Origin of the sequence: Salinibacterium sp. NSLL17 (assembly GCF_015864935.1) — a bacterium.
In the GTDB taxonomy this organism is placed as follows: Bacteria; Actinomycetota; Actinomycetes; order Actinomycetales; family Microbacteriaceae; genus Rhodoglobus.
The window spans coordinates 80,994-99,692 of record NZ_JADYWH010000001.1 but is presented as its reverse complement, the minus strand read 5'-3'; the positions used below and the strand labels follow the sequence as shown (position 1 = coordinate 99,692).

16 protein-coding genes are annotated in these 18,699 nt (G+C 63.8%); 5 read left to right on the top strand and 11 right to left on the bottom strand.

Features of this window, described 5'->3' with window-relative positions:
* Positions 1 to 4 precede the first annotated feature (4 nt).
* Positions 5 to 379 (top strand): hypothetical protein, encoded by a 375-nt coding sequence (locus I6E51_RS00495; protein ID WP_197107006.1) that lies wholly within the window; start codon positions 5 to 7, stop codon positions 377 to 379.
* Here the strand turns inward: I6E51_RS00495 and I6E51_RS00490 are convergent.
* From I6E51_RS00490 to I6E51_RS00470, 5 genes are all read right to left on the bottom strand, one after another.
* Positions 376 to 1,095, bottom strand: coding sequence for a LysE family translocator (locus I6E51_RS00490; RefSeq protein WP_197107007.1), 720 nt, complete (start codon positions 1,093 to 1,095; stop codon positions 376 to 378). The two genes, I6E51_RS00495 and I6E51_RS00490, sit on opposite strands and share 4 nt — an antisense overlap.
* Before the next feature lie 103 nt (positions 1,096 to 1,198).
* Complete coding sequence (locus tag I6E51_RS00485; protein ID WP_197107008.1) at positions 1,199 to 1,687, bottom strand: hypothetical protein; 489 nt, start codon at positions 1,685 to 1,687, stop codon at positions 1,199 to 1,201.
* Between the two features lie 283 nt (positions 1,688 to 1,970).
* Entirely contained in the window at positions 1,971 to 5,282 is a 3,312-nt protein-coding gene (gene cydD, locus I6E51_RS00480; protein WP_197109085.1) for a thiol reductant ABC exporter subunit CydD, read from the bottom strand.
* A gap of 15 nt (positions 5,283 to 5,297) precedes the next feature.
* Positions 5,298 to 6,362: a cytochrome d ubiquinol oxidase subunit II gene (gene cydB, locus I6E51_RS00475; protein WP_197109084.1), complete on the bottom strand. Its 1,065-nt coding sequence runs from the start codon at positions 6,360 to 6,362 to the stop codon at positions 5,298 to 5,300.
* 18 nt (positions 6,363 to 6,380) lie between these two features.
* Positions 6,381 to 7,979, bottom strand: coding sequence for a cytochrome ubiquinol oxidase subunit I (locus I6E51_RS00470; RefSeq protein WP_197109083.1), 1,599 nt, complete (start codon positions 7,977 to 7,979; stop codon positions 6,381 to 6,383).
* Between the two features lie 118 nt (positions 7,980 to 8,097).
* Here I6E51_RS00470 and I6E51_RS00465 point away from each other — a divergent pair, with 118 nt between their 5' ends.
* From I6E51_RS00465 to I6E51_RS00455, 3 genes are all read left to right on the top strand, one after another.
* Positions 8,098 to 8,460 (top strand): BlaI/MecI/CopY family transcriptional regulator, encoded by a 363-nt coding sequence (locus I6E51_RS00465; protein ID WP_197107012.1) that lies wholly within the window; start codon positions 8,098 to 8,100, stop codon positions 8,458 to 8,460.
* A 2-nt stretch (positions 8,461 to 8,462) separates the two neighbouring features.
* Entirely contained in the window at positions 8,463 to 9,299 is an 837-nt protein-coding gene (locus tag I6E51_RS00460; RefSeq protein WP_197107013.1) for a M56 family metallopeptidase, read from the top strand.
* Between the two features lie 143 nt (positions 9,300 to 9,442).
* Positions 9,443 to 9,700 (top strand): hypothetical protein, encoded by a 258-nt coding sequence (locus I6E51_RS00455; protein WP_197107014.1) that lies wholly within the window; start codon positions 9,443 to 9,445, stop codon positions 9,698 to 9,700.
* Positions 9,701 to 9,882: 182 nt separating this feature from the next.
* Here I6E51_RS00455 and I6E51_RS00450 read toward each other — a convergent pair whose 3' ends face one another.
* From I6E51_RS00450 to I6E51_RS00440, 3 genes are all read right to left on the bottom strand, one after another.
* The gene (locus tag I6E51_RS00450; protein ID WP_307783732.1) at positions 9,883 to 11,109 is read right to left on the bottom strand and encodes an MFS transporter; all 1,227 of its coding nucleotides are present in this window, start codon (positions 11,107 to 11,109) and stop codon (positions 9,883 to 9,885) included.
* 112 nt (positions 11,110 to 11,221) lie between these two features.
* Complete coding sequence (locus tag I6E51_RS00445) at positions 11,222 to 12,571, bottom strand: alpha-hydroxy acid oxidase (protein ID WP_197109082.1); 1,350 nt, start codon at positions 12,569 to 12,571, stop codon at positions 11,222 to 11,224.
* A gap of 8 nt (positions 12,572 to 12,579) precedes the next feature.
* On the bottom strand, positions 12,580 to 13,230 hold the full coding sequence (locus I6E51_RS00440) for a GntR family transcriptional regulator (protein ID WP_197109081.1): 651 nt from the start codon (positions 13,228 to 13,230) through the stop codon (positions 12,580 to 12,582).
* Between the two features lie 119 nt (positions 13,231 to 13,349).
* Between I6E51_RS00440 and I6E51_RS00435 the strand changes: the two genes are divergently transcribed.
* On the top strand, positions 13,350 to 14,342 hold the full coding sequence (locus I6E51_RS00435) for a Gfo/Idh/MocA family protein (RefSeq protein WP_197109080.1): 993 nt from the start codon (positions 13,350 to 13,352) through the stop codon (positions 14,340 to 14,342).
* Positions 14,343 to 14,428: 86 nt separating this feature from the next.
* Here the strand turns inward: I6E51_RS00435 and I6E51_RS00430 are convergent, their stop codons facing one another.
* The 3 genes from I6E51_RS00430 to I6E51_RS00420 all read right to left on the bottom strand — a co-directional run bounded on the left by I6E51_RS00430 (position 14,429) and on the right by I6E51_RS00420 (position 18,697).
* Positions 14,429 to 15,826, bottom strand: coding sequence for a rhamnulokinase family protein (locus tag I6E51_RS00430; RefSeq protein ID WP_197109079.1), 1,398 nt, complete (start codon positions 15,824 to 15,826; stop codon positions 14,429 to 14,431).
* Positions 15,823 to 17,859, bottom strand: coding sequence for a bifunctional aldolase/short-chain dehydrogenase (locus I6E51_RS00425; RefSeq protein ID WP_197107019.1), 2,037 nt, complete (start codon positions 17,857 to 17,859; stop codon positions 15,823 to 15,825). The genes I6E51_RS00430 and I6E51_RS00425 overlap by 4 nt, the downstream gene beginning before the upstream one ends.
* Before the next feature lie 76 nt (positions 17,860 to 17,935).
* Positions 17,936 to 18,697, bottom strand: coding sequence for a DeoR/GlpR family DNA-binding transcription regulator (locus I6E51_RS00420; RefSeq protein WP_197107020.1), 762 nt, complete (start codon positions 18,695 to 18,697; stop codon positions 17,936 to 17,938).
* Between the last annotated feature and the right edge of the window lie 2 nt (positions 18,698 to 18,699).

Below are 18,699 nucleotides of genomic sequence, written 5' to 3'. Positions count from 1 at the left end.
AAACATGACGAACGCAAGTGAACTGCTCACCGCGATTGAGGCGCTCTTTGTTCAGCGCGCGGCGGAGGCGACCGCGGTTTCGCGCGAGACGCAATTCGTGGCCGGGCGCACCCTCAGCGAAACGCGACTCGTTGTGCTGTGCCGCTGGTTGGAGAGCCCGACGCTTTTCGGAGCAGCCTTTGACGTGGACGAGCTGACCGCAGAGTTCGAGCCGCATGATGCGGCGAGCATTGCCGATGCCATTGTGAGCAACGATCTGGCTGGCCCGCCCGGATCAGGCATCCGGCTGGATGTCGACTGGGCTGTGGGGCTCGTGTCTGCACCGGAGGACGTGCAGTGGGTACTCGGAAGCGAGCGCTTCGGGGAGTCGAGTCTCTAACCGAGCCCGAACAGCGGCAGCGCCATCCAGATTGCGACGCCGATGAGGGTTGCCGCGAAGAGGTAGTCGATGAGCTGTTGGGCTCGTTCGCCGTGAAAGAGAGCGGTGAGCATCCGCCCGCCTGCCGTCCAGATGATGAAGGCGATCAGGTTGTTGAGCGTGAAGATTGCAGTGATGAGCAGCACGGCTGCGAGCCCGCTGTTCGCCTCGGGGCGCAGGAACTGGGCGAACATGACGACGATGATGTAATACGCCTTGGGGTTCAAGAGCAGCACTAATGCGCCGCTCCAGAAGCCGATCTTTTGCGCAGGCTCAGGGAGTGCTGGCGTCGGCGACTCGGTCGATTCTGCCGAAGTCGCCGCTGAGTTCGACGCGACCAGTTCTGCAGCTAGTGCCTCGGAGAGAGCCCCTGCCCGAGCCCGAGCACGAGCCCGAGCGCTGCGGATGAACGTGAACGCGAGCCACAACACATACAGACTGCCGGCAGCGCTCAGCACGACGACAAAGGCGGGATGCATCAGCACTGTCGCGCCAAGGCCCAAGCCGATCGCCGCCGTCACGATGAATGTTGCTGCGTGATAGCCGGCGAGAGCGGGCACGGCAGCCCGAGGTCCGCGCGATGCTCCGATCGCCGCAAAGAACGTGTTGCCCGGTCCCGGGCTGTACGCCAACGGAAAGAGGAACACGATGAGCGCTGCGAACGTAGCAATCGTCATCGCGTGGCATCCGAACTTGAGGTATTCACCTCATCAGTATCGGGCGGACGGGGCCGCACAACTCGCGGAAATCGGACTTCGCGGTGACGCGCTCGCTGAAACGCTAGACGGAGCTGAGCCAGATGCTCACCCAGCCCAGCAGCGCGAGAACAACCACGATGCCGCCGAGTGAGATTGCGATACGCGGTCGCTTGCCCAGAACTAGGTAGTACAGCGCAGTCGCGAGAGGTGCGGTCCACGCTCCAGCCGCGATCATGAACATGCTCAGGAACACGGGGCTGTCGAGGTGGAAGATGAGCCCCGTCACCAAGACGGCGACACCGGGCACGATCCCGAAGAGTGGACTCAGCGCGATGAATAGTGCGATGGGGAGCGCTCGAGCGGGAAGTCGTGCGCTCAGCCACAACCACGTTGGCACACCGAACAGGGCGGCCACCGGGAGCCCCACTGCGGTTGCACGGGCGAAAGCGTGCAGCAGCTCCGAGCCTGTTGAGCCAGTTCCCAGCACTACGAGCACAGTGCCCAGCGCCAATGCCACCACGATGCAACCGAGGACGGCGGCGATGTCCTTGAGGTTTCGGCGCGGGTGCAAGGTCTAGGGTTTCTTTGTCGCGCGCCGGTGCTGCCAAATGAGCACTAATCCCGAGGCGAGAGTAAGGAGATGAGCAAGGACCGCCAGCGGGGTCAGACTGTCCACTATTACTCGCACTAGAAGAAGGATCAGGGAGCCGCCAGCAAGAATCACCCCGGCCCAGAACAACGCTTCGGTAGCTTTCATCTTGCGTGTCATCGCTTCCTCCGGCAACTGTTCTGAAAAACGACGTTGTCTCAATGGTAACTATCGAAGCCGCTCACCGCGTGTACGGGTAACCGAGCTAGACCGCAGCAACCTGCTCGCGCGCCCCGAGCCGCAAGCTCACATCGGAGTCGCGACGCTCATCATCGTGATGGCTGACGAGCACCACGATCTTGTCGGCGAGAGCCGTGCGCAGGTCGGTGATGAGTTGCTCGGCGCTCGCGGCATCCAAGTGGGCTGTCGGCTCATCGAGCAGCACGACATCTGCCCGCGTCAGCAGGGTGCGGGCAACCGCGAGGCGCTGACGCTCACCGCCCGACAGGCTCTCGCCCGCCGAACCCACCCGAGTGTCGAGGCCACGGTCGAGCGAATCGAAGAGCGGGCCAAGACCTACCTGACGCAGCACCGCGACGAGCTCCTGCTCGGTCGGCTGATCATCGTGCGCGCGGCCCAACAGCAGGTTTGCGCGAATCGTCGAATCGAAGAGGTGCGACTCCTGCGGGCACCACGTGACCGCCGCGCGCAATTGCTCGGGCGACAGCTCGCGCGCATCCACCCCGTTGAGACTCCACGAGCCAGCGGCCGCCGGAAGATACCCGAGCAGCGCCGCCAACAACGTCGACTTGCCCGCGCCCGACGGACCCTCGACGACAAGCCATTCGCCACGTTCGACCCGAGCGGTTGCGCCCGAGAAAGCCAGCGTCGGGCTCGAAGGCCAGCGGATGCCGAGCTCCCGCAATTCAAGAACGGTCACGTCAGAAAGTGGTCGGTCTGCGCTCGCACCAGCAGCATCCGCACGCTCAACTCCCGCAGTAACCCCGCGAACCTTCGCAAGCGCAGCACTGAGCGCCGGCCACTGCTGCACGGAGTCGACGAACGCGATCAACGAGTCCACGAGACCGATGGGGATGAGCACGAGTACGGCGACGATTCCGATGGGAAGGGTTCCGGCGACGACGGCGGGAGCGGCGATAGGTAGCATCGCGACGGCGGTCACGGAGCAGGCGAGTACGACGACGGCGTTGCCAATTCCGAGGGCGCGGGCGCTGCGGCGGGAGAGTGCGCCAGCTTCGGCGTCGATGTGATCGAGGCGGGCGAGCATACGTTGGCCGACACCGTTGGCGCGCAGGTCGCTGGCCGCACCGGTCATGGCGGCGAAGGCGCGCACGACGCGGGACTGCACTTCGGCGATGCCGTTGGCGGCCGAGCGGTCGATGATCACGGCGATGATGGGTGCCGCAATGAGCCCGACCGCGAGCCCCGCGAGCAACACGGGAACCGCGGGAGCGTGCAGCAACCCGACCGCAATGAGCGCGGCGAGCGACGTGCCCAGAGCAACGGCGGGAGGCAGCACGACGCGGGGCACGAGATCGCGCACCCGGTCAGAGGCAGCGACGAGGTAGTCGAGCGCAACCCCGCCATTGGCAAGGGCGCGCGAACCGAGCGCCCGAGCGCCCAGACCATTCCACAGGGCAACTCGCAGCTCGATCACCGAACCGAGCACGGCGCGGTGGGTGGCGAGGCGTTCCGCGTAACGCAGAGCCGCGCGACCGATGCCGAAGAAACGCACTCCCACAATGGCCACGAGCAAGAACATGATGGGCGGATGCTCGCTCGCCCGCACAATTAGCCACCCCGAGATGGCAGTCAGCGAGATCGCGAAGAGGCTCGCGCCGACGCCGAGAGCAATTGCTCCGACGAGAGTCCCGAGGGAGGGGCGCACAAACTCGAGCAGGCTGGCGAGAGTCGCACGGGTTGTGCGGGGCGCGTCAAGAGCGTCAGCATCCACCTCGCCGTCAACCGTCAGCGGATCAACGCGTGCCTCGACGGCACGGGTGCCGCCCGAAGCGCCCACGGCCACCACCTGATCGGCCAGCGCCGCAATGCCCGCCTCGTGCGACGCGACCAGCACGGTGACGGGGCGACCGCGCAGCTCAGCAATCGCGGCTTCAACGCGGGCAGCGGATGCCGGGTCGAGGTGGGCGGTCGGCTCATCGAGCAGCAACAGGGTGGCGCCCGCTTCGACGCGCAGCAGTCCGCGCGCGACGGCAATGCGGCGCAGCTCGCCAGGGCTCACCTGGCGCGGGTCGGCCTCGGCAACGGCGGTGAGGCCGAGATCAAGCAGCACCGACTTGATGGCTTTTTCGTCGCTGCTGTAGAGACGAAGTTCGTCGAGCACAGTGTCAGCAACGGTGTGCGGATGCTGCGGAACCCAGGCCACGCGGGAAACGTCGATGCCCCACACGCTACCGCCGCTGGGCTCGCGATTGCCTGCGAGCACCTCAAGAACACTGGATTTTCCGCTGCCGCTCGGCCCATCCAGAGCAGTGATGGTGCCGGGCGTCGCGCGGAAGTTGAGCTCGTTGACTGCAGGAAGGGCACGACCCTCGTAGGCGATCGTGAGGTTCACGACGCGGAAGGCGCCAGCGCTTTGGCGATGCTCCCGAGCGCGCGGTGCGTCGATGATCGTGCGAGCACGACGCAGCGCGGTGAGCCCATTCTCGGAGGAGTGGAACGCGGCGCCCAGCTCGCGAAAGGGTGCGAAACACTCCGGGGCGAGTACGAGCGCGATAAGGCCGACGGTGAGGGAGAGCTGGTCATCCACCAGCCGTACGCCCACAAAGACAGCAACGACCGCGACCGAAATGGTGGCGATGAGTTCGAGCACGAGCGCCGAAAGAAACGCGGTGCGCAAGGTTTCCATCGTCTTCGTGCGGTTCTCTGCGGAGATCGACCGCAAGGCTTTCGACTGCTCGGCGACACGGCCAAGACCCACCAGAACGGGAAGGCCGCGGGCCAACTCGACCAGATGATCAGAGAGCCGTTCGAGGCTGGCGCTGGCCGCATCGGCACGCTCGCGCGTGTGGCCGCCGACAAGAACCATGAACACCGGAACGAGCGGAATCGTCAGCACAACAATGAGCGCACTCACCCAGTCGACCGAGAGGATGCGGAGGCCGACCAGCAGCGGAACCGTTGCGGTCATCACAATCGCCGGCAGCACCACGCGGAAGTAGTTGTCGAGCTCATCAAGACCGACGGTCGCAATCGCGGTGCTCGCTCCCGAGCGGGCGTCGGAGCCGGTGAGTACTCGCTCCGCGAGTTCGTGGCGCAGAGCCTCCTTGGCGCCTAACGCGGCGCGGGTCGCGAAACTCTCCGTAGCCCACGCGGTAGCCGCGCGGAGGAGGCCAGCCGCGATACCAAGAACGATTGCGAACTGCCAGGCTGCGGCATCCGCTTCAATGACGCCGACGACACCTCGAGCAACCGCCTCGGCCATGAGCACGAGCGCCAATCCCTTGAGGGACGACAGCAACCCCAGCCCGAACAGTGTGTGCACACCGCCCGGGCCAAAGCCCGCTGCGAGTCGTTCGTGGAGTTTGGCTCTCATGCCCTCCATCGTGCCCTAGCTCGCTGAAGAAGCGGGGGGACTAGCTGGAGAAGCGGGGGCAACCGCAGGCTTCACGATGTGCGCCTCAGGGAGGTGGTGATCGCTCAGGCGGTTGCGGAAGACCCAGTAGGTCCAGCCCTGGTAGATGAACACCAGTGGCAGACCAAACGCGGTCACGACGCTCATGACGCCAAGCGTATATTCGCCGCTCGCCGCGTTAGAGATAGTCAGGTTGAACGCCGGGTCAAGCGTCGACGGCAGCACCACGGGGTAGACCGCGGCGAAGATGGATGACGCTCCGGCCACCAAGAACGCTGCGATACCGATGAAGGCCCAGCCTTCACGCCCGGCACGCGCACTGATCCAGCCGAAGACCACCGCGATCACGGCGATGACCACAAGCAACCACGTAATGAGGGTGCCGTTCTGGAACTGGATGATCAGCACCCACGCGACGATCGGAAGCAGGGCAACGGGGCTCCACCGCACCACAAAGTTGCGGGCACGAACACGCACGGCGCCATCGGTTTTGAGGCCGAGGAAGACGGAGGCGTGAACGAGAGAGAAGCCAACTACTGCGAGGCCACCGAGGACGGCGTACGGCGTAAACCAGGCGAAGGCACCGCCAACACGGTCTCCGTTGGCGTCGATGGGAAGGCCGGTGGTGGTGAGCGCGAGGGCTGCGCCGATACCGAAAGCCGAACCGAGCGAGCCGAGGCCGAGAGCGCGGTCCCACCACATGCGCCACTTGTCGGTGGAGCCTTTGCCGCGGTACTCAATCGCAACCGCGCGGAAGATAAGGCTTACGAGCACAATCGTCAGCGGGATGTACAGCGCCGAGAAGAGCGATGCATACCAGAACGGGAATGCAGCGAAGGTGGCGGCTCCGGCCGTGATCAGCCAGACCTCGTTGCCGTCCCAGACCGGGCCGATGGCATTGAGCATGAGGCGACGCTCACGGTCTTTGCGGGTGCTGAAGAGCAGCAGCATCCCGACGCCCAGGTCGAAGCCTTCGAGAAGGAGGTAGCCGATCCACAAGGCCGCGATCGCGATAAACCAGATTGTAGGAAGAAGTTCCATGATTAGCTGCCCTTCTGCTTAGTAGGCGAACGCGAGAACGTCGTCGCGCTTGTCTGGTTTGTTGGGATCGTCTGGGTCGCTGCCATCGCCGGTGTCGCCTTCGGGATGCCCGAGCTCGGGCATCGCTGAGGCAACGCCACCGCGCACGTACTTGATGAGCAGCTTGACCTCGAAGACCAGCAGGAAGGCGTAGACGAGAGCGAGCGCCGCGAGCGAGAAGATGATCTCTTCGCCACTGACTCCAGGGGAGACGGCGGCCGCGGTGAACATGTACACGCCGTCAACGCCACCGGGCGTCGGGTTGGGCACGACCACGAAGGGCTGGCGGCCCATTTCGGTGAAGACCCAGCCGGCGATGTTGGCGCCGAAGGGGGCGGCAATGCTGAGCAGAGCGGTTCCCATCAGGAACTTGGACTGCGGAACGGTTCCCTTGCGAACAATCCACAGGGTCAGGGCAGCAAACGCGGCCGCGAGCATTCCGAAGCCAATCATGAGGCGGAAGCCCCAGTAGGTGACCTCCATGATGGGCAGGTAGTTGATCTCCTGGCCGGCACGCTCGCCGTACAGCGGGTCATCCGGCAGGTTGGTGCCGTACAACGCCTGGTACTCGGGAATGAGAGTGTTCACACCCTTGATCTCGGTGTCGAAGTCACCATGGGCCAAGAAAGAGAGGATGCCGGGAATCTCGATGATACCCACGACGTCTTCACAGTTCTGGCTGCCGAGTGGGCCAATCGAGAGCACCGAGAAGCTCGTGCCGTCGTGGCAGGCCGCTTCTGCGGCGGCCATCTTGAGCGGCTGCTGTTCGAACATGAGCTTGGCCTGCAGGTCGCCGGTGATGGCGACCCCGCCGAATCCGACGATTGCAATAACAGCACCGATGCGGATGCTCGTGAGCCAAACCGAGTGGTCCTTGCGGTCGCGGCCGGGGATGCTGAGGTTCTCGCCGACGACGACACGGCCCGTGGCATCCACGGTATCGATGCCATCGCGACGACGCTGCCAGAGTTGGTACCAAGAGATGCCGACGACGAAGCCAGCACCCACCGCGATGGCACCCATGACGGTGTGCGAGTAGGCGGAGAGAGCGGTGTTGTTGGTGAGCACGGCCCAGATGTCGGTCATGACGGGGCGACCGTCGATGAGCTCAACACCAACCGGGTGCTGCATCCACGAGTTGGCCACGATGATGAAGAAGGCGGAGACGACGGAACCGGCAACGGCGATCCAGAGGGTCGCGAGGTGAAGTTTCTTGCCGAGACGATCCCAGCCGAAGATCCAGAGACCGAGGAAGACGGATTCGAAGAAGAAGGCGAGCAGGCCCTCCATGGCGAGCGGGGCACCAAAGACGTCACCGACGTAGCGGGAGTACTCGCTCCAGGCCATGCCGAATTGGAACTCCTGAACGAGGCCGGTGGCCACACCCATAATGAAGTTGATGAGGTATAACTTGCCCCAGAACTTGGTCATGCGCAGCCACTTCTCGTCGCCCGTGCGCACCCACTGGGTTTGCATGAGCGCCACGACAGGGCCGAGGCCGAGCGTGAGCGGAACCATGATGAAGTGGTAGACGGTGGTGATTCCGAATTGCCATCTGGCGATTTCTAGGGGATCCACTCCGGACCTTTCTGCTGCTGCTGTGTGACGGCGCTCTAGTTCTACATTCTGTAGAACTGCTGTGTATACATTTCTACACCCTCGTAGAAATTATTTCTACTTAGGGTAGAATTGGCTCATGAATTCCCTTGGTGAACTCGAACGCAGCGTGATGGACCTGCTGTGGGCGAATAGCGAAAGCCTCTCGGCCTACGACCTGCAGGCCGCACTCGCATCCCCTGAATCGTCGGGCCGCGAGCTCGCTGCCACGACCGTGCTCACCGTTCTTTCCCGTCTCGAAAAGAAAAACTTCGTGGTGCGTGAGCGCGACGTGCGCCCCCACCGTTACCGTGCCGCTTCTGTTCGTGCTGAGCACATGGCCGACCTCATGCACGAAGTGCTGGGCGGGGCCAACGACCGCACCGCTGTTCTTGAGCGCTTCGTCGGGCAGGTCACGAACGAAGAAGCCGAAACCCTCCGCCGCATTCTCGCCGGACGCTAGCCGTGGTAGCCGCCGCGATCACGCTCGGCCTCATCGCAATCCTGCTGGCGTGGCCTCTGCCCGCACTGCTGGCCGGAGCAACCTGGGCCTATCGTCGCCCCACCCTCGGTCTGCTGGTGTGGCAACTTGTCGCGCTCGTCGGTGGTTTCAGCATGATCGTCTCACTCGTGCTGCTCGGTGCGGCGACCTTCGCAACCGACCTTCCGGATGCCGCCACTGGCATGTGGCGCTTCGTCACCCACAACGAACTCCCCGAAGGCTCCTCGGTGTGGTCGTTACTCGCCCTCTCGGGAGCTCTCTTCCTCACCGCGCACCTGCTGCTCAATCTCCTCGTCACCGTCGTCTACGCGGAGCGTGAACGCGCGCGGCACTCCCAACTCATCACCCTGCTGAGCGAACCGATGTCTGATCGCCCCGGCACGCGAGTCATCAACACCCCCGCTCCCGTCGCGTACTGCCTCCCCGGCGCACTCACCTCCATCACTGTGCTGAGCGCTGGGCTGCTGCAACTGCTCGACGAAGAAGAGCTTCAAGCGGTCATCGAGCATGAACGAGCCCACGTTCGTCTGCGCCACGACATCGTGCTGATCTTCTTCACCGCGTGGAAAGTGTCGCTGCCCTGGCTGCCCACCGCGCGCAACGCCTCCCGCGAAGTCGCCCTCTTGCTCGAAATGCACGCCGATGACAACGCCCTCGTGCACGTCGGCCGTGGCAGCCTCGCCCGCGCCATCACGATTGTCTCCGAAGGCGGAGCGCTACCCCAGCGCAGCGAACTCTCCTCAGCAATGCCCGAATCGACGCCTAAAGAACTGCGCGCTCGACTGCTTCGACTCGCCTAGAGCGACACGAGCTAGTCCGCCTTAATGACGACTAGATTGGCCCCCATTTGGGGTCTAGCGTTCAAGTAGAGAGAAAGCCTCAGGCTTTCGCTCACGCTACACAGTCGCATTAACCAGGCAGAGCTGAAAGCACGGGGGCAATTATGAATAAGAAAGTATTCGGGTGGGTAGTGGTTCTTCTGGCGAGCCTTACCGCCGCTGCGGCAGCCGCCGTCTGGCTGATCGTGGCCGGCACCGGGCTTGACGTAGCCGCGGGCATCCCACCGCTTCCGACCCTGGTGTTGGGTCTTTCTGCTCTGTTGGCAATCGTTTCGAGCTTCGCGCTCATTCGGGCAGAGCTGCCACCTCATCGCTCCCACATGCGTGCGACGTACATCTCGCGTCGCACCGGAGCGGCCTAAGCTCCACCGCATGACAGCGCGCGCGGCGATCATCGCTACCTGCGCTCTGTGTCGCGGCGGTGTTCGTCGTGCTGGCCGGATGCTCGGCCTCAGCTCCGCTAACAGCTGAGCCCAGCGCCCTCCCGCCGTCTGGCGCAGCCGGGTACACCTTCGAGCACTGCTGATCGCGCCCCGCGCGTTCGCTAGTCGGTGACCTTTGGTCTGCGCATAAACGCGAGTGGCAGGGTCATTAGCGAGATTGCGGCTGCGACCAAAACGGCGGGCGGGAATCCGAACGCGGTCGCGAGGGTTCCGACGAGCACGGAGCCGAGCGCTGTTCCGAGATCGAAGCCGATGTTCCACACGGCGCTAGCGGTGCCGTATTGCTTGCGTTGCACGGCGGCGAGCGAGATCACGAGGGTGAGGTTTTGCAGTCCGCCGTAGGCGATGCCAACAAGGGTCATGCCGAGGAGGAACAGCAGGATGCCGGTCGCGTCTGGGCTCTGCACGGCTTGGGCGATCGCGAGGAGGCCCGCGACCGAAATGACGACGAGCGGCCACAGAAAGCGGTGGGCGCCGTAGCGGTCGGAGAGCCCACCGATGGCCCAGCGCGTGACGGCGGCGCTGAGGGTCAACAGCGCGAGCGCGCCGGCTGTTGCTGCCGGCGAGGAGCTCATCTGCGGCGCGAAGGTGAGCAGTGCACCACCGGCGAGGGTGACACCGCTGAGCAACATCATCGGGCGTAGAAGGCTGATGGCGAGCATCCGTCGCTGAGATTTTCCGCCGTCAGTCGACACGATCGGCGTGGAACCGGTGGGCGGCAGAAGGTCGCGTTCGGCGGCCTGCCCGCGAAGAATGCGTGCAAGGCGTGGTGCAGAACTGATGCCGAGGAGGGGGAGCGCACCGAGGGCGAAGACGGCCCAGAAGCCGACGGAATCGGCAAGCAGCGTTGCGGTCGGCACGAGCAGAATTTGCGGAATAGCAATCGCGGCACCGTAGATTCCGACGGCGGCACCGTGCTGAGCGCGATCGACGAGATTCGCCACCACGGTCGAACCTGTGACGGTCAGGATGCCGAAGCCAACACCGCGCACCGCCGAGATAGTGAGAATCCATGCCAGCTGATCAGAGAGAAGGAGCAGCAGAGGGGGAGCCCCCAGGAGCACAAGCCCGGCGGCCAGTACGCGCCCGGTGCCGAAATGATCGAGCAGGCGTGGAACAAAGGGTTGCGTCATGACGGTGACGAGCAGCAACAAACCGTTGACGAGACCGGAGCCTGCTTCTGTCGCGCCGCCCTGAATGGCCCACAAGGGAGCGACGGGAATCAGCACAACGAAACCCCCGAAGCCTGCCGCCGTCAGCACCAGCAAGGCTGGCATTCCGGGAGCGCGCCACACAGGCGGAGGAGTATCGAGGGAGTTCTGAGTCACGGTGATTAACCCTATGCCCCGCCGAGTCCTAGCCGACTCACGTCAGAAGCCAGACTCGGCGGGGGTAGAGAACTCGCGCGGCAGCCCACCACAACCTGCGGCGCGAGTGGCCTTACTTCTTTACGGCAGCGTTCTTGGTGACGGCCTTCGCTGTGGCCGGAGCTGACGTGGCAGCCTTGCGCGGCGCAGCACGCTTAGCGGGAACCGCGGCGGCGGCACTCGGCGCGACGGCACGGGGTGCGAGGCGCTGCAACTGGGTGACGTGCTTGGGCTCGAGTTCTTCGATGCTGGTGACTTCCAGCAGCTTCATGGTGCGCACGATTTGGCTGGAGAGAATCTCGATCGTACGGTCGACGCCCTCGCGTCCTCCGGCCATGAGGCCATAGAGGTAGGCGCGGCCGATGAGCGTGAACTTGGCGCCGAGCGCCATCGAAGCCACAACATCCGCACCGTTCATGATGCCGGTGTCGACCATTACTTCGACGTCGTTGCCGACCTCGCGGGCGACTTCGGGCAGCAGGTGGAACGGGATGGGCGCGCGGTCGAGCTGGCGGCCACCGTGGTTCGAGAGCAGGATGCCGTCAACACCAAGGTCGGCAAGGCGCTTCGAGTCTTCGAGGTTTTGCACTCCCTTGATGACGATCTTGCCCGGCCACATGGCGCGGATGACCTTGAGGTCTTCGTAGTTGATCGACGGGTCCATCGCCGAGTTGAGCAGTTCGCCGACGGTGCGGCCGCCGGTCGAGGAGAGTGACGCAAACTCCAGCGGGGGAGTCGTGAGGAAGTCGAACCACCACCAGGGGCGGGGGATCGCGTTAACGATCGTGCCGAGCGTCAGCTGCGGCGGAATCGAGAATCCGTTGCGGGTGTCGCGCAAGCGGGCACCGGCGATGGGGGTATCGACCGTGAACATGAGGGTGTCGTAGCCGGCGGCGGCCGCGCGTTCGACGAGTCCGTACGAGATTTCGCGCTCGCGCATGACGTACAGCTGGAACCAATTGCGACCGTTCGGGTTCGCGGCCTTCACGTCTTCAATGGATGTCGTGCCGAGCGTCGAGAGAGTGAACGGAATGCCTGCTGCCGCTGCGGCGCCCGCGCCCGCAATCTCGCCCTCGGTCTGCATGAGGCGTGTGAATCCCGTTGGCGCAATACCGAAGGGCATCGCGGAGGTGCCGCCCAGAACCTGGGTGGTGGTGGAAACGTTGGACGCATCGCGAAGGATCGACGGGTGAAACTCGATGTCTTCGAATGCTTGGCGCGCACGGCTGAGCGAGATTTCGCCTTCGGCCGAGCCATCCGTGTAGTCGTAGGCAGCCTTGGGCGTGCGGCGCTTGGCGATGTCTTTGAGGTCGTAGATCGTGAGCGCGCTGTCGAGTCGGCGCTTCTTACCGTTGAGCTCGGGGCCCTTGAATTTCATGAGCTTCGCAAGCTCTACGGGGTTCGGAAATTGACGCTTAACCATGAGGTGCCTTAGCTGTCGGTGTCGAGATCGGTGTCGGTGTCGAGGTGGGTGAGGAGGCGATCGCGCGCCCCCAGAATGTGGTCGCGGGTGAGGTGCTCTGCGGCGGCGGCATCCCCGGCGGTGATGGCATCGAGAATGCCCTGGTGTTGTTCGGCCACCTCGTGGGCGGTAATGAGTTGAGCGGACTGAACCTGCCCAATACACAGCTCGACTTCGCCCATGAGCAGTTCGTGCAGACGAGTGAGGCGAGAGCTGGCCTGACCGGCGACGAGCGCACGGTGGAATTGGATGTCGTGGTGCGCGAAATCATCGGTGGCCGTGAGCGCCCGATGGGCTGCCAGCGCTTCTGCCGGAATCGCGCCGGCCTCGGCTAGCGCCGCCATCGCGGCGGTCTCCACGATGGAACGAGTGTCAAAGAGGTCGAGCACGTCGTCGTAGCTGAGCTCGGGCACGCGTGCGGCCCGGTGAGCTTCGCGACGCAGGATGCCATCAGCGACGAGGCGGTCGATGGCGATGCGTGCGGTGGGGCGGGCAACGCCGAACCGCAGGGCGACGGCCGACTCGGTGATGGCCGATCCGGGGGCATCGCGCTGGGCGATGATGTCGGCGCGAAGCTTCTGAGCAACGGTCTCGGGGAGCACTGCAGCGTTCTCAATCATGGTGCGCTCCCTCTTCGTTGATTCGGATTGTCAAACAATCTAACAGAATGTAAGACAAAGCAAAATAGACACCTGTTAGATTGATTTCATATGTTTTCGTGCACAACAAAGGAGATGGCATGACGAAGCAAGTGGCATGGGGAATTCTGGGCACCGGGTGGATCGCGGGCCTGCAAACCAGCGACCTCATTGAGCACGGCCACAACGTTGTTGCAGTGGGATCACGCACCGCGGAATCGGCCGACAAGTTCGCTGCCGAGTACGGCATCCCGACCGCTCACGGCAGCTATGAAGACCTCGTTGCCGACCCCAACGTTGACGCCATCTACGTCGCTACTCCCCACCCGTTCCACGAAGAGCACGCGCTGCTGGCCCTCAACGCCGGCAAGCATGTGCTCGTGGAGAAGGCGTTCACGATGAACGCTGCCCAGGCCGAGAACGTCGTCTCCCGGGCATCCGAACTGAACCTTGTTGTGCTCGAAGCAATGTGGACGCGCTACCTGCCCCACATGGTGCGCATCCGCCAGCTCATCGCCGAGGGCGCGCTCGGAAAGATCCGCAGTGTGATGGCCGACCACAACCAGAACATCTCAATGGATCCGCTGCACCGCCTCAACAACCCGTTGCTTGGCGGCGGAGCGCTGCTCGACCTCGGTATCTACCCCGTGTCGTTCACCTACGACATCCTCGGCGCTCCCACGAGCATCGTGGCCGTCGCCACCAAGACAGTGACGGATGTCGACCGCCAGACCTCGATGATCTTCAGCTACGGCGACGAAGCCCAAGCGGTGCTGCAGACCACCCTCGACCTCGCTGGCCCCACGCGCGCCGTAATTGTCGGAACCGAAGGCCGCATCGAAATCGCCGAGACTTGGTACGCGCCCACGACCTACACGCGCTTCGATGGCAAGGGCACTGTTGTCGAAGAATTCGATGGCACCGTCACCGGTCGCGGCATGCAGTTTCAGGCCGCCGAACTCGAGCGCCTCGTCACCGCAGGCGAGATCGCCAACGACATTCTGTCGCCGAGCGAGACCATCGAGATCATGCACACGCTCGACGAGATCCGCCGCCAGATTGGGCTTACCTACCCGATGCTCGACGAAAGCTAGCGCGCGCTAACGCGGTTCAACAACACAGCGCCTGCTACCGAATCGAACGGTGGCAGGCGCTGTGTTGTTAAACGAAAGCGTGGACCCTAGCGCGAACGCGGAAGGTAGCGCTTGGGCGAGAACGCGGTGGTGACGAGCGAACGCAACGCCTCCAACGAGCCCTCGACGAAACCTTGAGCCCGCGCTTGAACGAGCACATTGCCGATCGCCGTGGCTTCCACGGGGCCGGCGAGCACCGGCATTCCACTGCGGTCCGCGATCAGTTGGCAGAGCAACTCGTTCTGCGAGCCACCGCCGACGATATGGATGACCGACACCGACTTTCCGGAGAGGTCTGATGCCGTGTGGACGGCATCCACAAAAGCAACGCTGAGGCTTTCGATGATGCTGCGCACAAACTCAACGCGCGATTGCGGTGCTGCCACATCGTGTTCGGTGCACCAGGCGGCGATGCGCTCCGGCATGCCGTCGGGGGCGAGAAAGCGTGGGTCGTTGGCGTCAAAGATCGGCACCGTTGTCGTGAGAGCGGATGCCGCAGCCAACAGTTCGAGAAGGTCAACGCTGGCGTCATCCTTCTGCCAGTCGCGCACGCATTCGCTCAGCAGCCACAGGCCCATGACGTTGTGCAGGTAACGCACCCGTCCGTCGACGCCGCCCTCGTTGGTGAAGTTGGCGGCCCGGCTGGCCTCGGTGAGCACGGGGGAGTTCAGCTCGACGCCTACGAGCCCCCAAGTGCCGCACGAGATGTAGGCGAAGTCGTCGTTCGTTGCCGGAACCGCGACGACAGCGGATGCCGTGTCATGCGATCCAACGGCGACCACGTCGGCACGGATGCCGAGCTCGTCGCGCACCGGCCCCAACGTAGTGCCGGGAGTAACCAGCTCGGGGAAGAGGCTGCGGGAGTATCCGAGTTTCTCGATGAGCGCGTCATCCCATTGGCCGGTTGCAATGTTGAGCAATCCCGTGGTCGAGGCGTTGGTCTGCTCGGCAACCTGACGGCCTGTCAACCAGTAGTTGATGAGGTCGGGCACGAGCAAGAAACCATCGGCGTCGGCAAGGTTCTGCTCGGCGGCGAACTGGTACAGCGTATTAAAGGGGAGAAACTGCAACCCGTTTGAGGCATAGAGCTCGGCGTGATCGGCAATCGCGTGCACGCGCTCTACTCCGGCCGCGGTGCGATCGTCACGGTAGTGGAACGGAGGAGCAACCATCTGCCCGTCCGTCATCAACGCGTAGTCGACCGCCCACGAGTCAACACCGATGCTCGACAACTGCGGCTCTTCACGAACCGCCGCCGCCAAACCGGCGAGCACGCTCGAGTAGAGCGCATCAATGTCCCAGTGCAAGCCATCGGCGCGGCGAACTGGCCCGTTGGGAAAACGTGCCACGGGACGAACCGTGAGCTCGTTGTGACCCACGTGGCCGAGCATGACTCGGCCACTGGTCGCACCCAGATCGACCGCGGCGACAACTTGTGCGTTCATCGGAGGAAGGCCGCCGCAACACCAGCATCAACGGGGATGTGAAGACCCGTGGTGTGGCTGAGGTCGGGGCCCGTGAGCACCGAGACAGCGTTGGCAACGTTCTCGGGCAGAACCTCACGCTTGAGGATCGTGCGCTGAGCGTAGAACTTGCCGAGGTCCTCTTCTTCAACGCCGTAGGTCTTGGCGCGGTTGGCGCCCCAGCCTGCCGCAAAGATTCCCGAACCACGCACAACGCCATCGGGGTTGATGCCGTTGACCTTCACGCCGTGCTCGCCCAGCTCGACCGCGAGCAGGCGCACCTGGTGAGCCTGGTCGGCCTTGGTGGCCGAGTACGCAATGTTGTTGGGGCCAGCGAAGACCGCGTTCTTTGACGAAATGTAAATGACGTCGCCGCCCATGGCCTGCTCAATGAGAACCGGCGCGGTAGCCTTCGAGACCAAGAACGAACCCTTGGCCATGATGTCGTGCTGGAAGTCCCAGTCCTGCTCGGTGGTCTCCAGCAGGGGCTTCGAGAGTGAAACGCCCGCATTGTTCACCACGATGTCGATACCGCCGAAGGCGAGGACGGCATCCTGCACCATGCGCTCGATGGCAGCAGCGTCGGTCACATTGACCTTGAGGCCGATTGCGACATCCGTGTTGCCGATTTCGGCAGCAGCGGCCTGGGCCTTCTCAAGGTCGAGGTCAGCAATGACGACGCAGGCGCCATCCGCTGCCAGACGGGTAGCGATGGCTTTGCCGATACCGGATGCTGCGCCAGTCACGAGAGCGACGCGCGTCGCGTGCGACTTGGGCTTCGGCATCCGCTGCAGCTTGGCTTCTTCGAGTGCCCAGTATTCGATGTTGAATTTCTCGGCATCGCTGATCGGAGCGTAGGTGGAGAGGGCTTCGGCGCCGCGCATCACGTTGATGGCGTTGACGTAGAACTCGCCAGCAACGCGGGCGGTCTGCTTGTTGGCGCCGTAGCTGAACATTCCGACACCGGGAACGAGAACGATGAGCGGGTCAGCGCCACGGATCTCGGGGGAGTCATCGGTGGCGTGCTTGTCGTAGTACGCGGTGTAGTCCTTGCGGTACTCCTCGTGGAGTTCCTTCAGGCGCTCGATGCTCTTCTCAATCGAGGCGTTGGCGGGCAGGTCGAGCAGCAGCGGCTTCACCTTGGTGCGCAAGAAGTGGTCGGGGCAGCTCGTGCCGAGGGCGGCGAGCTTTGGGGCGTTAGCGGAAGCCAAGAAGTCGAGAACGACGTCGGCGTCGGTGAAGTGACCGACCATGGGGCGGTCGTGGCTGGCGATGCCACGGATGGTGGCGGCGAGGGCAGCGGCCTTGGTGCGACGCTCCTCTTCAGGCAGCGCGGCGTTCTTGGCGACGGTGCGACCGAACGGGGCCTTCTTGCCCTTGGCGGCGATGAACTCTTCGGCAGTCTTAATGATCCAGAGGCTGTTGGCTTCGGCCTCATCGCTCGTGTCGCCCCACGCCGTGATGCCGTGACCACCGAGGATGCAGCCGATGGCCTTCGGGTTCTTTTCCTTGATGGCGGCGATGTCGAGTCCGAGCTGGAAGCCGGGGCGGCGCCAGTCAACCCAGACAACCTTGTCGCCGAAAGCCTTCTTGGTGAGCTTCTTGCCATCCTTGGCGGTCGCGATGGCGATACCGGAATCAGGGTGCAGGTGGTCGACGTGCGCAGCATCCACGAGTCCGTGCATGGCGGTGTCGATGGATGGCGCGGCGCCACCCTTGCCGTGCAGCGTGTAGTCGAACGCGGCAACCATTTCGTCTTCGCGGTCGATGCCCGGGTAGACGTTCGTCATCGAACGCAGGCGGTCGAGGCGCAGCACGGCGAGGCCGGCTTCCTTCAGGGTGCCGAGGTCTCCGCCGGAGCCCTTCACCCACATGAGCTCGATGGGCTCGCCGGTAACGGGATCCGTTTCGGTGCCCTTAGCCGACGTGTTGCCGCCGGCGTAGTTGGTGACGCGCGGATCGGAACCGAGACGGTTCGAGCGTGCGATGAGTTCAGCTGCAGTGGGGTTTGTCATCCGAGTGTCCTGTGTCGTCGCGTTTGTAAGTATTTGTGAAATCTAACAATAACTTACGCTGAAGCGCAAGGGGGCATCACAGCAACTCAACATGCTCGCGGTACGCATCGAGACGAGAGTCGCGGGGGTCAAGTTCAGTGATGAGCATGGCCACGTCGCGCAAATTGAAGCTCACAGAGATCGAGCGGTCATCGAGCTTCGACGAATCAACGCAAAGGATTGTTTCGCGGGCCGCACTCGCGAACGCTTGCTTCACTTGGCTCTCCGCCAGCGAAACTTCCGAGCTACCGAGTACTGGGTCAACGGCGCTCGCCGAAGAGAAAAAACGCGAATACAGAACGGATGCCGCACCCTGGCAGGCGAGGAGCCCCACCAGACTTTCGGTGTTCGGCTCTGATTCGCCGCCGGTCACCATTCCGGTGACGCCGGGAATCGCTCGCAGCACCACAAAGTTTTCGAGGGAGTTGGTCGCGACCGAGAGGCCTTCGCGTTGGCCAAGTGTGCTGGCGATGGTGCCGGTGGTGGTGGAGGCGTCGAGGGCGATCGATCCGGACTGGGGGATGAGGGCGGCGGCTTTGCTGGCGATGACCTGCTTGGCGCGGGAGCGCACTGCCCGGCGTTCGTCAAAGGGGCGGGGCCCGGCGATCGAGATCGCGCCACCGCGGACGCGACGCAGCAGTCCTTCGGCTTCCATGTCATCGAGGTCGCGCCGAACGGTCATGGCGGAGACCGAGAGTTCTTCCGCGATGTCGTCGAGACGCAGAGCGCCATCGTGGTTGAGGCGCTCTTGCAGCATCGCTCTGCGTTGTTGTGCGCCCAGAGTGCCGACAGTGGCCATGG

What these genes read in the sequence shown, in the direction of transcription:
- I6E51_RS00495 (WP_197107006.1), top strand. Translation starts at nt 5, where the DNA reads ATGACGAACGCAAGTGAACTGCTCACCGCGATTGAGGCGCTCTTTGTT.
- I6E51_RS00490 (WP_197107007.1), bottom strand. Translation starts at nt 1,095, where the DNA reads ATGACGATTGCTACGTTCGCAGCGCTCATCGTGTTCCTCTTTCCGTTG.
- cydD (WP_197109085.1), bottom strand. Translation starts at nt 5,282, where the DNA reads ATGAGAGCCAAACTCCACGAACGACTCGCAGCGGGCTTTGGCCCGGGC.
- cydB (WP_197109084.1), bottom strand. Translation starts at nt 6,362, where the DNA reads ATGGAACTTCTTCCTACAATCTGGTTTATCGCGATCGCGGCCTTGTGG.
- I6E51_RS00465 (WP_197107012.1), top strand. Translation starts at nt 8,098, where the DNA reads ATGAATTCCCTTGGTGAACTCGAACGCAGCGTGATGGACCTGCTGTGG.
- I6E51_RS00455 (WP_197107014.1), top strand. Translation starts at nt 9,443, where the DNA reads ATGAATAAGAAAGTATTCGGGTGGGTAGTGGTTCTTCTGGCGAGCCTT.
- I6E51_RS00445 (WP_197109082.1), bottom strand. Translation starts at nt 12,571, where the DNA reads ATGGTTAAGCGTCAATTTCCGAACCCCGTAGAGCTTGCGAAGCTCATG.
- I6E51_RS00440 (WP_197109081.1), bottom strand. Translation starts at nt 13,230, where the DNA reads ATGATTGAGAACGCTGCAGTGCTCCCCGAGACCGTTGCTCAGAAGCTT.
- I6E51_RS00435 (WP_197109080.1), top strand. Translation starts at nt 13,350, where the DNA reads ATGACGAAGCAAGTGGCATGGGGAATTCTGGGCACCGGGTGGATCGCG.
- I6E51_RS00430 (WP_197109079.1), bottom strand. Translation starts at nt 15,826, where the DNA reads ATGAACGCACAAGTTGTCGCCGCGGTCGATCTGGGTGCGACCAGTGGC.
- I6E51_RS00425 (WP_197107019.1), bottom strand. Translation starts at nt 17,859, where the DNA reads ATGACAAACCCCACTGCAGCTGAACTCATCGCACGCTCGAACCGTCTC.
- I6E51_RS00420 (WP_197107020.1), bottom strand. Translation starts at nt 18,697, where the DNA reads ATGGCCACTGTCGGCACTCTGGGCGCACAACAACGCAGAGCGATGCTG.